The 12,174-nt window shown below is 71.3% G+C and carries 11 protein-coding genes; 5 read left to right on the top strand and 6 right to left on the bottom strand.

All coding sequences use genetic code 11. From position 1 onward, the window contains the following. Positions 1-15 precede the first annotated feature (15 nt). Entirely contained in the window at positions 16-363 is a 348-nt protein-coding gene (locus AB5J55_RS18445) for a hypothetical protein (RefSeq protein WP_369271740.1), read from the top strand. Here AB5J55_RS18445 and AB5J55_RS18440 read toward each other — a convergent pair. Then, on the bottom strand, positions 271-1,290 hold the full coding sequence (locus AB5J55_RS18440; RefSeq protein WP_369271739.1) for a GlxA family transcriptional regulator: 1,020 nt from the start codon (positions 1,288-1,290) through the stop codon (positions 271-273). The genes AB5J55_RS18445 and AB5J55_RS18440 overlap by 93 nt on opposite strands. Before the next feature lie 71 nt (positions 1,291-1,361). On the opposite strand from AB5J55_RS18440, the gene AB5J55_RS18435 reads away from it, so the two are divergent. Beyond that, the gene (locus AB5J55_RS18435; RefSeq protein WP_369271738.1) at positions 1,362-2,666 is read left to right on the top strand and encodes an MFS transporter; all 1,305 of its coding nucleotides are present in this window, start codon (positions 1,362-1,364) and stop codon (positions 2,664-2,666) included. Positions 2,667-2,735: 69 nt separating this feature from the next. On the opposite strand, the gene AB5J55_RS18430 is transcribed toward AB5J55_RS18435, so the two are convergent. Beyond that, entirely contained in the window at positions 2,736-3,353 is a 618-nt protein-coding gene (locus tag AB5J55_RS18430) for a flavin reductase family protein (RefSeq protein WP_369271737.1), read from the bottom strand. A gap of 282 nt (positions 3,354-3,635) precedes the next feature. On the opposite strand from AB5J55_RS18430, the gene AB5J55_RS18425 reads away from it, so the two are divergent. After that, positions 3,636-4,388 (top strand): hypothetical protein, encoded by a 753-nt coding sequence (locus AB5J55_RS18425; protein WP_369276225.1) that lies wholly within the window; start codon positions 3,636-3,638, stop codon positions 4,386-4,388. A 9-nt stretch (positions 4,389-4,397) separates the two neighbouring features. Here AB5J55_RS18425 and AB5J55_RS18420 read toward each other — a convergent pair whose 3' ends face one another. From AB5J55_RS18420 to AB5J55_RS18405, 4 genes are all read right to left on the bottom strand, one after another. Then, positions 4,398-5,219, bottom strand: coding sequence for an enoyl-CoA hydratase/isomerase family protein (locus AB5J55_RS18420; protein ID WP_369271736.1), 822 nt, complete (start codon positions 5,217-5,219; stop codon positions 4,398-4,400). Between the two features lie 70 nt (positions 5,220-5,289). Continuing rightward, positions 5,290-7,515, bottom strand: a complete 2,226-nt coding sequence (locus AB5J55_RS18415; protein ID WP_369271735.1) for an acetate--CoA ligase family protein — start codon at positions 7,513-7,515, stop codon at positions 5,290-5,292. Between the two features lie 143 nt (positions 7,516-7,658). After that, positions 7,659-9,191, bottom strand: coding sequence for a flavin monoamine oxidase family protein (locus tag AB5J55_RS18410; protein ID WP_369271734.1), 1,533 nt, complete (start codon positions 9,189-9,191; stop codon positions 7,659-7,661). A 176-nt stretch (positions 9,192-9,367) separates the two neighbouring features. Further along, positions 9,368-10,573 (bottom strand): flavin-containing monooxygenase, encoded by a 1,206-nt coding sequence (locus tag AB5J55_RS18405; protein ID WP_369276224.1) that lies wholly within the window; start codon positions 10,571-10,573, stop codon positions 9,368-9,370. 719 nt (positions 10,574-11,292) lie between these two features. On the opposite strand from AB5J55_RS18405, the gene AB5J55_RS18400 reads away from it, so the two are divergent. Continuing rightward, positions 11,293-11,742: a DoxX family membrane protein gene (locus AB5J55_RS18400; protein ID WP_369271733.1), complete on the top strand. Its 450-nt coding sequence runs from the start codon at positions 11,293-11,295 to the stop codon at positions 11,740-11,742. A 10-nt stretch (positions 11,743-11,752) separates the two neighbouring features. Continuing rightward, positions 11,753-12,151, top strand: coding sequence for a Zn-ribbon domain-containing OB-fold protein (locus tag AB5J55_RS18395; protein ID WP_369271732.1), 399 nt, complete (start codon positions 11,753-11,755; stop codon positions 12,149-12,151). The last annotated feature ends 23 nt before the right edge of the window (positions 12,152-12,174 follow it).

Below are 12,174 nucleotides of genomic sequence, written 5' to 3'. Positions count from 1 at the left end.
ACCTACCGTCATCTCATGACCTACCGAGACGTCGCCTCCAAGCAGGTCCTGATCTGGGCCTGCACCGCGGTCGCCTCCCGTATGCCGGTCGCTCTGGCCGCGGGCTACTCCGTGATGTACGCGGCCGCCGGTGCGGGTTACGCGGCGACGGGTTCCCTCGCGGGCGGCCTGCTCCAGGTGGTGACGCCGTCCACGGCGATCGTGGCCGGCGTGGCGCTCACCCTGCTCCTGACGGCGCTCGGCTGGTGGGGCGAGGCGCGGCGGGACGGCTCAAGTGCGGCCGGCGACCTGGACGTCGGTCTGGCTTCCGGTGCGGAAGGTGCGGCGATAGTTGGTGGGCGTGACGCCGAGCGCCGTCTGTAGGTGCTGGCGCATCGACTGGGCCGTGCCGAAGCCGGCGTCGGCGGCCACCTGGTCGACCGAGAGGTCGGTGGACTCCAGGAGGTGCCGGGCGCGTTCGACGCGTTGCTGGGTGAGCCACTGGCCGGGGCTGACGCCGACCTCCTCGCGGAAGCGGCGCGTGAAGGTCCGCACGGACATGGACTCCTGCTCGGCCATGTCGCGCAGCTGGATCGGCTCGTGGAGGCGGCCCAGCGCCCAGGCGCGGGCGTTGGTCGTGGACGCCTGCTGCGGGTCGGGGACCGGGCGGTGGATGTACTGGGCCTGGCCGCCGTCCCGATGGGGCGGTACGACCGTGCGGCGGGCCACCTCGTTGGCGATCGCCGTGCCGTGGTCGCGGCGGACCATGTGCAGGCACAGGTCGATCCCGGCCGCGACGCCGGCCGAGGTCAGCACGTCGCCCTCGTCGATGAACAGGACGTCCGCGTCGACCTTGATCTTCGGGAACAGTCGCTGGAAGCGCTCTGCGTCGGCCCAGTGCGTGGTGGCCGGGCGGCCGTCGAGCAGGCCGGCGGCGGCGAGGACGTAGACGCCGGTGCAGATGGAGGCGAGCCGGGTGCCGGGGCGGATGTGGGCGAGCGCGGCGGCCAGTTCGTCGGTGAGGACGCCCTCCTCGAAGACCGGGCCGAGCTCGTACGACGCCGGGATGATCACGGTGTCGGCGGTGGCCAGCGCCTCCGGGCCGCTGCCCACCTGGATGTCGAAGTCGGCGTCCGTCCTGACGGGGCCGGGTGGCCGGATCGAGCAGGTGACGACCTCGTACAGATGCCGTCCCTCGGCGTCCTTGGGGCGGCCGAAGATGCGGTGCGGGATGCCCAGCTCGAACGGGAGCAGCCCGTCCAGGGCGAGGACGGCCACGCGATGCGGTCGGAACTCCGGCTCTCGGCTCATGGCCCGATCCTAACGAATGCTGTCCTTCGGGCCAATGGATCCGCGGCGGCGCAGGCCCGAAGCTCGTTGTCGTGACGCAGACAACCGAAGCCGCCGCCGTCGACCGGACCCCGCCGAAGCCCCGTCGTAACCGTATCCACCGTGCCTGGTTCGTCGCCGCCGTCGCCTTCGTGACGATCATCGGGGCCGCCGCATTCCGCTCCGTGCCGGGGCTGCTCATCGACCCGCTGCACGAGGAGTTCGGCTGGTCGCGCGGCACGATCGGGGCCGCCGTCTCCATCAACCTCGCCCTGTACGGCCTGACCGCCCCCTTCGCCGCCGCCCTGATGGACCGCTTCGGCATGCGGCGCGTGGTCGCGGTCGCGCTCACGATGATCGCGATCGGCTCGGGCCTGACGGTGTGGATGACGGCCGCCTGGCAACTGCTGCTGTGCTGGGGCCTGCTGGTGGGCCTCGGTACCGGTTCGATGGCGCTGGCCTTCGCCGCGACGGTCACCAACCGCTGGTTCGCCGAGCGGCGCGGTCTGGTCACCGGCATCCTCACCGCCGCCTCGGCCTCCGGCCAGCTGATCTTCCTGCCCGTGCTGGCCCTGATGGTCGAGGCGGGCAACTGGCGCCCGGCCGCCGTCACGGTCGCCCTCGCGGCCCTCGCGGTGGTCCCGTTCGTCTGGCTGCTGCTGCGCGACCACCCGGCCGACGTGGGCGTGGAGCCGTACGGCGCGAAGGAGTTCGTGCCCAAGCCGCCCCCCGCACGAGGCGCCGCGCGCCGGGCGGTGACGGTGCTCTTCTCGGCGGCCCGCACCGGCCCCTTCTGGCTGCTCGCCGGCACCTTCGCGATCTGCGGTGCCTCCACCAACGGTCTCATCCAGACCCACTTCGTGCCCGCCGCCCACGACCACGGCATGCCCGTCCCGGCCGCCGCCTCGCTGCTCGCGGTCATCGGCGTGTTCGACGTGGTCGGCACGATCGCCTCCGGCTGGCTCACCGACCGCTTCGAGTCCCGCCGACTGCTCGCCGTCTACTACGCCCTGCGCGGCATCTCCCTGCTGTTCCTGCCGATGCTGCTTTCCTCCACGGTCCACCCGTCGATGCTCTTCTTCATCGTCTTCTACGGCCTCGACTGGGTCGCCACCGTCCCGCCCACCGTCGCCCTGTGCCGGGAGCACTACGGCGAGGACAGCGCCATCGTCTTCGGCTGGGTCCTCGCCTCCCACCAGGTCGGCGCCGCGCTGGTGGCCTTCCTCGGCGGGGTCGCGCGGGACGTCTTCGGGACGTACGACATGGTCTGGTACGCCTCGGGCGCGCTGTGCGCTGCGGCGGCGCTGATGGCGCTGGTGATCCGGCGACCGGCTTCGCCGGTGGTGGCGGTGGCGTGACGGCCTTGCCAGGGGCGGCCGTGGCGTGCCGGATGGGTCGACCGGCGGTGCGTCGGTGCGGCGGCCGGTCTAGAGGAACCGCCCCTTGTGGAAGAGCAGCGGCGCCTCGTCGCCGTCGCTCGCCCCCAGGGCGTCCACCCGTCCCACGACGATGAGGTGGTCGCCGCCCGTGTGCACCGCGTGGATCGTGCAGTCGATCCACGCGAGCGTGCCCGCCAGGCGGGGCGAGCCGGACACGGGGGCCGCGTCGTACGTGACCCCGGCGAACTTGTCCGTGCCGCTCATCGCGAAGGCACGGCACAACTCGCCCTGGCCGGCGCTCAGGACGTTGACGCAGAAGACGCCCGCGCGGGCGATGCGCGGCCACGTCGTCGACGTACGGCCGACCATGAAGGCGACCAGGGGCGGGTCGAGGGAGAGGGAGGAGAAGGACTGACAGGCGAAACCGGCGGGGGCGGCGCCCTGGGGGGCGTCGGCGGTGACTTGTGGGTCGGTGGCAGGTGCCGTGACAACGGCCACCCCAGACGCGAAGTTCCCGAGCACCCGCCGGAACTCGGCCTGCGGGACCGGTGCCCGCTCGTCCTCACCGACACAGCGCAGCGCCGGGCGCGGCAGCGCCTCCACGGGCGGTGCGTCGGCCGACCTGAGGTAGCGGACGGCGGCGGCGGCCATTCCTGCGTGTCCCATCACGCCATCCATTGAAGCTGACGGTATGTCAGATTGGAAGGGGTGTGCGAAGCCGCAGGCGTACCGTGCGTACGCTGCGCGTATGGGGTGGGGAAACGGAGCTGATGATGACCCGGAGGGTGACAGACCCGACGGTGCGATCCGGTCGCTTGCCGAACTGAACGCGGCCGGCGCGGTGTGCGCTAGTTTCCGGCGATCGGCCTCATCTGGTGGTTCGGGACACAGCAGGGCGGCGACCACGGCGGCTCGTACGGCCTCATCTATCTTCTCGCCTTGGGCTTCGTGCTCTTCGTGGCGCCGCTGGTGATGCCGTTCGTCGGCCTCGTGCACGCCGTCGCGCACATCGTGCCTGCGGACCATCTCGCGCGTCTCACCGCTCGTCACGTACGCGGACCTGTATGGGCCTGGCACCTGGTGTGCACCGTGGCGCTCGCGTTGGTCTGGGCGGTACTTGCCGGCCTGCTGTGGGGCTGGCCGTTCACCACCACGGCGGCTCTCCTCGCTGCCCTCGGCGTGATGCCGGTGCTCGGCCTCGGGTACCTCCGCAGACGCGCGCGGGTCAAGGGCCGCCCACAGGGGTTCTGGGCCGTGTGGCTCCCCTCGCTGTTCGCCTCCGTCACCCTCTTCCTGGTGGTGTTCGTCGGCGGTGTGCTGGGCACCCTCACGGGGCTCGTCGGGTACCAGCCCCCCGTGCTGTCCGCCGGGCAGCTCACCGGGGTCTGGCGTGGCGCAGACGGAACCGCGCTGCGGCTGGAACCCGGCGGAAAGGCCGAGCTCACCAAGCTGCCCACCGAGTCCGAGTCCGAGTCCGAGTCCGGCGACCGGCTCGCCGACCCGCCCTACACCGTGTGCGACGGCACCGGTAACTGGTCGACAGGCAAATTCGGTGACCGTGAGGCCGTGGTGGTCCGACTCGAGAGCGGATGCGGGCGGCAGACGTACTGGAAGATCGGTGGCACGGAGGGGGCCCCCGAGCTCTTCGCCCAGTTCGGTGACCCGGACGCCGGTGAGGTGTGGATCCTGGTGCGGGACTGAGTCCCGCACTCACCGCCCTCTGAACTCGGCGCTCCTGCGCGCCACGAAACTCGCCACCCCCTCCCGGGCATCCTCCGTCGCCATGTTGATCTCCTGCGCGGCCGCCTCCGCCGCGAAGGCGGTGGTGCGGTCGGAGTCGAGGGAGGTGTTGACGAGCTGTTTCGTGAGGGCGAGGGCGCGGGTCGGGCCGGTGGCGAGGCGGGCCGCCCAGTCTCTGGCCGTCTTGTCCAACTCCGCGTCGGGTACCACCCGGTTGACGAGGCCGAGCCGCTCCGCTTCGCCGGCGGTGAGCGCGTCGCCGAAGAACATCAGTTCCTTCGCCCGCTGGGGGCCGACGAGGCGGGGGAGGAGGTAGGCGCCGCCGCCGTCGGGAACGAGGCCGCGTCGTACGAACACCTCGATGAACTTGGCGGATTCGGCGGCCAGTACGAGGTCGCAGGCGAACGCGAGGTGCGCGCCGAGGCCCGCCGCGGTGCCGTTCACCGCGGCGATCACCGGCTTCTCGCAGTCGAGCACGGCCGAGATCAGCCGCTGGGCGCCGAGGCGGATCGTGCGGGCGACATCGCCGGGGACCCGTTCACCGGCCGCGGACCCGCCCCGCAGATCCGCGCCGGCGCAGAATCCACGGCCCGTTCCGGTCAGTACGACGGCCCGTACGTCGGGGTCCGCGGAGGCGTCCGCGAGCAGCTCGATAATGCGTTCTCGCTGGTCAGGGGTGATGGCGTTGAGGGTTTCGGGGCGGTTGAGGGTGATGCGGCCGACCTGGTTGTCAGTGGCGTGCTGTACCAATGAATCGACGGAATTTCCGGGCACACGGGGGGAGTCGGGCATGTCCATCTCAGCGTCGGTATGCGTGCGGTCGGCATTCCTGCCGTCGGTATCCCTGCGGTCGGCATTCATGTCAGCTGCACACCACCAACGCGTCCAGCGCCACCGCGCCCTGCCCTCTGGGCAGCACCATCAGCGGATTGATGTCGAGCTCCGCGAGGCCGTCCCCCAGTTCCAGGGCCATGCGCTGCACACGCAGGACGACTTCCACGAGTGCGTCGAGGTCCGCCGGGGGCCGCCCCCTGACCCCGTCGAGGAGGGCCCGCCCGCGCAGTTCGGCGCACATGTCGCGGGCCTGCTCCTCCCCGAAGGGCGGCACACGTACCGCGGTGTCGCCGAGCACCTCCACGAGCACCCCGCCGAGCCCGACCGTCACGGTCGGTCCGAACAGCTCGTCGTGCGTGGCGCCCACGACCATCTCGACGCCCCGCTCGACCATCTGGCAGACCAGGACACCGTCCAGGGAGACGTCCTCGTAGCGGGCGATGTCCGTCAACTCGCGGTAGGCGTCCCGGACCTGGCTGGCGGAGGTCAGCCCGATCTTGACGAGGCCGAGCTCGGTCTTGTGGGCGATCCGTGCGCCGGACGCCTTCATCACCACCGGGTAGCCGACCAGTCCCGCGGCCCGTACGGCCGCCGCCGCGCTGGTCACCAACTGCTCGCGCGGGACGCGGATCCCGTACGCCCGCAGCAGCTGCTTCGCCGAGTGCTCGCTCAGCTGCTCGCCCGGGCGTATCAGTGCCTGCGCCTTGCGGAAGGAAGGCGAGGGCATGCGCGGGGCCTCGTCGAAGGGGGAGCGGTAGCCGGCGACGAAGCGGTGGTGGTCGAGGTAGGCGCGGACGGCGGTGATGCAGTTAGCCACCGTCCGGAAGGTGGCCACGCGCGAGGAGCCGAGCAGGACGTCGCGGTACGCCGGCTCGGTGCCGACCGGCGACCCCCACACCACGCACACCAGCTTGTCCGTCCGCTCGGCGGCGTCCACCAGGTCCTGGACGAGCCGGTCGCTGAGGGGTGGGAAGGGCCCGGTGACCGGGCAGATCAGGACGCCGACCTGCGGGTCGTCGAGGATCGCGTCGATGATCTTCCGGCCGCGCCAGTCCCCGACCGGATGCCCCCCGTTGTCGACCGGGTTGGCCACGCTCAGGTACTCGGGTATCCACTCGTGCAGTTCGGCCTGCTTGGCCTGCGAAAGCACGGGCAGCGGCAGCCCCGCCTCGGTCGCCAGGTCGGCGAAGTGCGCGCCCGTGCCGCCCGAGATCGAATAGACGACGACGCCGTCGGCGCGGGGCGGCCGCGCGCGGGCCAGCAGGGTTGCGGTGTCCTGGAGTTCGTCCAGGCCGTCGACCCGGATCACCCCGTACTGCCGCATCGCCGCGTCCACCACCGTGTCCGCGCCGGTCAGCTTGCCGGTGTGTGAGGCGGCCGTGCGGGCTCCGGTCTCGGTGCGGCCCACCTTCACGGCGACGACGGGCACCTTGCGGCGGGCGGCGCGATCGGCGGCGAGGAGGAAGGAGCGGCCGTCCTTGAGGCCCTCGACGTAGCAGGCGATGGCGCCCACGTCGGGCTGCTCGGCGAAGTAGGAGATGAAGTCGGCGGTCTCCAGGTCGGCCTCGTTGCCGGTGGGCGCCCAGTGGGTCAGGCGGATGCCGAGCTCCTGGAGGGCGAAGACGGGGCGGCCCTGGTGGCCGGACTGCGTGATCAGGGCGATCGCGGGACCTTCCAGGTCGTCCCGGAACCGCTCGAAGGCGTTGAGGTTGGTGTTCGGGCCGAGCAGCCGCATGCCGGACCGTTCGACGGCGGTGGTGAGCCGGTCCTGTGCGGCGGCGCCCTCCTCGCCGGTCTCCGCGAACCCGGAGGCGAAGACGACGGCGAACTTCACCTTGGCCTCGGCCAGTTCCTCGACCACCGGAAGGGGGTCGGCGACCAGCAGTACGGCGAGGTCGATCTGCTCGGGCAGGTCGGCGACGGAAGGGAAGCAGGGGATGCCGAAGACGGAAGCGCGGCTCGGATGCACCGGGTGGAGCCGGGCGCCGACCCGCTCGGACCAGGCGATCAGCTGGCGGGTGACGCCGGTGTTCGGCCGGCCCTCGGCGTCCGAGGCGCCGATCACGGCGACCGACTCCGGCCGGAAGAAGCGGCCCAGATCGGGCACGTCGGAGTACAGCGGACGGCCGCTGACGTCGAGATCGTCGACCTCGGCCGGCCGGCCGTGGACGGCGGGCCCGGGCTGCTCGCCACAGGCGATGACCCGGGCCCGGCGGGAGTCGGTGGTGAGGGTGCCGTGGGTTGATCCAAGCATCGGTCCGCCCGCTCCTGTGTGACAGCGATTAACTGACGCAGTGTCAGATTAAAGGAACTGACGCCATGTCAGGAACGGCTGTGCACACAAAGTTGGACGCGATGTCGGGATCGATGTCGGGGCGCCGGTCTGCGGGCCTCCGCTCACAGCACCGCCAGCACCTCCTTCGCCACCCGCTCTCCCGACCGCACCGCCCCGTCCATGAAGCCCATCCAGTGCGTGGAGGTCTCCGTCCCGGCCCAGTGGATACCGCCGACGGGCTTGCGCAGGGCTGGGCCGTACTGGGTCAGAACGCCGGGGGCGGCGATGGAGACGGGGCCGCCGCGGGTGTAGGCCTCGTTGTTCCAGCGTTGCAGCACGAAGGAGGTGGGGGAGGCCGCTTTTTCACCGAAGTACGTCGCGTAGTCCTTCAGCACGGCCGCCCGGACCTCCGCCTCGCTCGCGGCGTCCAGCTTGCGGGCCTCGTCGGCCTCGATGAAGCCCATCAGGGCGCCGTAGGAGGCGTCGGGCGGGGAGTTGTCGAAGGTGGAGCTGATGACGCCGGTGTCGCTGACGACCTGGCCGTTGAAGCCGTCGGCGCGCCAGAAGGGGGTGTCGTAGATCGCGATCGCCTTGCCGACCGAGGCCATCGGCAGGCGCTGGGTGAGCTGGTCGCGGGCGGCGGGGAGGAGAGGGGCGTAGGTGATGCGGGCAGCGAGGGGCGGGGGCACGGCGACGACGATCTTCCTGGCGGTGACGGTGATGCCGTCGGCCGTGACGACGTAACTGCCGCCGGACCGGACGATCGTGCGCACCGGGGCGCTCAGCACCACACGGTCGCCAAGGGTGGCGGCGAGTTTGACCGGTACCAGTTGCGAGCCGCCGACGAAGCGCAGTTCCTGGGCGCCGTTCGCGGTCTCGGTGAGGCGTTCCAGGGTGCCGGGGGTGGACGCGTTGCCGGCGGCGGCGATGTAGAAGAGGACGAACAGGAAGGAGAGTTCACGGGGCTCGGCCGAGAAGATCGACGTACAGGCCACGTCGAAGAGGAACTTGGCCGACGGGATGACCGCGTTGGCGCGCAGCCAGGTCTCGAAGGTCTGCCGGTCCCACTCGTCGGCCTTCGCCGCCGTCCAGGGCGCGTCGACCGGGATCTTCTTGGCCAGGTCGTTGAGCGTGGCCTGCACGATCGCGGCGTTGGCGAGGCCGGCCGCGTCGATGGGCGGGACCGCGCCGAGGATGCCGTCGGTGGCGTAGGGGGTCTTCCTGCCGTCCTTGTAGAGGAGGTTGTTGCCGGTGTTGTAGGTGGTGAAGGTCTCAACGTCGAGGGAGTCGGCGAGGGCCCTGATGCGGTCCTGGGTGGGGCCGATGAACTCACCGCCGCCCTCGGTGACGCCGCCGCCCGCCAGGTCGAGGCCCAGCACCCGGCCGCCCACGCGGTCGCGGGCCTCCAGGACGACGACCGACTTGCCGGCTGCCACCAGATCGCGGGCGGCGGTGAGGCCGGCCAGGCCGGCGCCGACGATCGCGACATCCACGTCGCGGGTGGCCGCGGAGGCGGTGCCGGCGCCGGTCGCGGTGAGAGTCGCGGCACCGGCTGCGGCGGCGGCGCTGCCGAGGAGGGAGCGGCGGGAGAGATTGGGGGTCTTGGGGGCGGGAGAAGCCCCGGAAACCCGGGGGTGTTGTCTTTCGCTTGCCACGTGCGTCCTCCGTCGTTGCGAGAGGGAGTGGAGCCGGAAAGGTGAACAGGGCTCACATTCTGGCTCCGTGCGGTGGCGCGGTACAGCCCTTGCGTAACTTCTGGCTCTCAAGTAACGCGGGATCCACGTAAGGGAGTTGAGGTGTTCGAGGGAGGAAGAGGCCGGAGGGCCCAGCGTCAGACCGGCAGTCGGGAGACCCGTCGGCCGCCGTCCCTGTCACCGTCAGCGCCGCGGGCGACTGCCTTCGCGATCTTCTCCGCGTCGATCGCCATTTCGCGGAGATTGCCGCTGATGGGGTTGGTGTAGCCCTGGAAGTAGAGGCCCTGCGCGTGTTTCGGGGCGCGGGCGCCGTGGACGACTGGTCTGCCCTGGCTGTCCAGTACGTCGAGATGGCCGACGAGGCCTTCGAGTCCACGGACGTAACCGGTGGCCGCGATGACGGCGTCCGGCGAGACGCGAGTGCCGTCGGCGAGGAGGACCTTCCCGTCCTCGAAGCCGTCGACGGCGGCCACGATCTCGATACGGCCCTTGCGTACGGCGTCGATGAGGCCGACGTCGAGGACCGGGATCGCGCCTTCCTTGACCCGGCTGTAGAGCCCGGTCTCGGGGCGCGGCAGCCCCTGGGCCGACAGGTCCGGCACGCTCAGCTTCGCCACGGGCTTGGCGAGCCGGTCGACGAGACCGACCGGCAGCCGCCGTACGAGGATGCTGGTGCGCTGGGCGGGCCACCCGGCGGTGGAGCGGCGCACGATGTGCGGCACCGTACGCACGGCCAGCCGCACCCGCGAGGCGCCGCCCTCCACCAGGTCCACGGCGATCTCGGCACCGGTGTTGCCGATGCCGACGACCAGGACGTCGCGGTCGGCGTAGGGGGCCGGGTTGCGGTACTCGCCGGCGTGCAGGAACTCACCGCTGTAGGTGTCCAGGCCGGGCCAGTCCGGGATGCGCGGGGTGTGGTTGTGGCCGGTGGCCACGACGACGGCGGCGCCGGTCAGTTCACGGCCGCCGGTGGCGTGCAGCAGCCAGCCGGAGCCGTCGGGGGCGGGCTCGATGCGGGAGACCTCGACGCCGGTGACGATCTCCAGGTCGTGGAACTCCGCGTACCGCTCCAGGTAGCGCGACACGTCGTCCCGGGCCACCCAGCGCCCGAACCGACGCGGAATCGGCAGCCCGGGCAGGCCCGACAGCCGTCGGGTGGTGTGCAGATGGAGCCGGTCGTAGTGGCGCCGCCAGGAGGCCCCGACCCGGTCCGACTTCTCCAGCACCACCGCACGCAGTCCCCGAGCGCGCAGCGTGTGCGCGACGGAGAGTCCGCCGGGGCCGCCGCCGATGACGTAGACGGGGCGGTCCGTGGGGGTCGGGGACGCTATGGAGTCGGCCATGTTCGGGAGCGTAATCACGCAGCCGGTTGATGGGTCTCGGTCAAGCCCGGAATTGGTTGCGGATCGATCACGGCTGTAGGAGGGGCGGGTGGGATCTGTGGCGTAGGTCTCCTGGTTGTGGGGGTGGCGTGGGGGTTGGGGATGGGGGGCATGGCAGGACGCCGGGCCCCGCAGGTAGGCGGGAGCTCGGCGTCCCGGGGCGGTGGCCGGAGTCATGACGGGAAACCGGTACCGCGTCCTGAGGGGCCGGCCGCCCGGCCGCGGAAGGGCTGCCCGAGGGGGCCGACCGGTGGCGCGCTCGGTCTTGCGGCCGCTGATCCCGGCGACCCGCGCGATGAAGTCGCCCGGGTCCGAGTTGGCGCCGTGGCCCTCGTCCCAGTAGTAGAGATGGCTCACGTCGTCGCCGAGGGTGTGTGCGGCGGCGGCGAGGTTGGTGGAGACGGTGTGGGAGGTGTCGGAGCCGTTGGTGCCGAGGCGGATCCACCAGTGCTTGGTGCGGTGGGGGTTGGGCTTCGAGACCAGGAAGGACATCGGGTTCATCAGGCGCAACGTGGCGGGGATGTCGCTCGCCACCCGCTTGCCCTCGGCTCACTCGGTGTCCTGGGCTTGCGTCTGTGAACCCAGCCGAACTGTGGACGAGATTGCCAACAATCCGTGGGACTCATCAGGGGTGCACAGGCGATTGTCAGGCTCCTCTTATCTGACGTACCGTCAGATCCATGGACGCGATCTGGCTCACAGGTGCGGAATGGCTGGCCGTGCTCCGAATAGGCCTCGGGCTGTGGTGGCTGGAGAGCTGGCGGCACAAGGACAAGAAGAGCTGGTTCGAGGGGGCGGGGATCTCCTGGGCTGCGGAGGTGGCGGCCAAGCACCGCTGGAACGCCGTACGGTCCGGCTTCGAGGCCGTCGTGTCACCCCGGCCGCGGACGATGGCGTACGTCGTGCTGTACGCGGAGCTCGCCCTCGGGCTCGGGCTCATCCTCGGGTTCCTGACCCCGATCGCCCTCGTCGGCGGGCTGCTGCTCAACGTCCTCTACTTCACCCTCATGATCCACGACTGGGGTGAGCAGGGGCAGAACTCGATGATGGCGCTGATCTCGGTGGTCGCGCTGTTCGGGATGTCGTGGCAGTCGTGGTCGGTGGACAGCGCGCTGGGGTTGTTCCGATGAGGGACCTCCGATGAGCGGGCAGCGGTACGACATCCCCGAGGCCGACGCCTTCACCCGCACCTACTGGGACGCCGCGGCGCAGGGGCAGTTGCTCATCCGCAGGTGCCGCGCCTGCGCGCGCGCCCACCACTACCCCCGCGAGTTCTGTCCCCACTGCTGGAGCGAGGACGTGACGTGGGAGCCGGCCGGCGGTCGGGCCACCCTCTACACCTGGTCCGTCGTGCACCGCAACGACCTGCCGCCCTTCGGGCAGCGGACGCCGTACGTCGCCGCCGTCGTCGATCTCGCCGAGGGGCCGCGGATGATGACCGAGGTCGTGGACTGCGGGGACCCCGGGCGGCTGCGGGCCGGGATGCAGCTGTCGGTGGTCTTCCGGGAGGGCGTACCGGTGTTCCGCGCTGCCGGCTGACCGGCGCGGGTTTCAATGGCCGT

This window comes from Streptomyces sp. R11 (assembly GCF_041051905.1).
Classification (GTDB): domain Bacteria; phylum Actinomycetota; class Actinomycetes; order Streptomycetales; family Streptomycetaceae; genus Streptomyces.
Note: the sequence above shows the minus strand (reverse complement) of the source record. Positions and strands in the feature narration are given on the sequence as shown.

What these genes read in the sequence shown, in the direction of transcription:
- AB5J55_RS18445 (WP_369271740.1), top strand. Translation starts at nt 16, where the DNA reads ATGACCTACCGAGACGTCGCCTCCAAGCAGGTCCTGATCTGGGCCTGC.
- AB5J55_RS18440 (WP_369271739.1), bottom strand. Translation starts at nt 1,290, where the DNA reads ATGAGCCGAGAGCCGGAGTTCCGACCGCATCGCGTGGCCGTCCTCGCC.
- AB5J55_RS18430 (WP_369271737.1), bottom strand. Translation starts at nt 3,353, where the DNA reads ATGGGACACGCAGGAATGGCCGCCGCCGCCGTCCGCTACCTCAGGTCG.
- AB5J55_RS18420 (WP_369271736.1), bottom strand. Translation starts at nt 5,219, where the DNA reads ATGCCCGACTCCCCCCGTGTGCCCGGAAATTCCGTCGATTCATTGGTA.
- AB5J55_RS18415 (WP_369271735.1), bottom strand. Translation starts at nt 7,515, where the DNA reads ATGCTTGGATCAACCCACGGCACCCTCACCACCGACTCCCGCCGGGCC.
- AB5J55_RS18405 (WP_369276224.1), bottom strand. Translation starts at nt 10,573, where the DNA reads ATGGCCGACTCCATAGCGTCCCCGACCCCCACGGACCGCCCCGTCTAC.
- AB5J55_RS18400 (WP_369271733.1), top strand. Translation starts at nt 11,293, where the DNA reads ATGGACGCGATCTGGCTCACAGGTGCGGAATGGCTGGCCGTGCTCCGA.
- AB5J55_RS18395 (WP_369271732.1), top strand. Translation starts at nt 11,753, where the DNA reads ATGAGCGGGCAGCGGTACGACATCCCCGAGGCCGACGCCTTCACCCGC.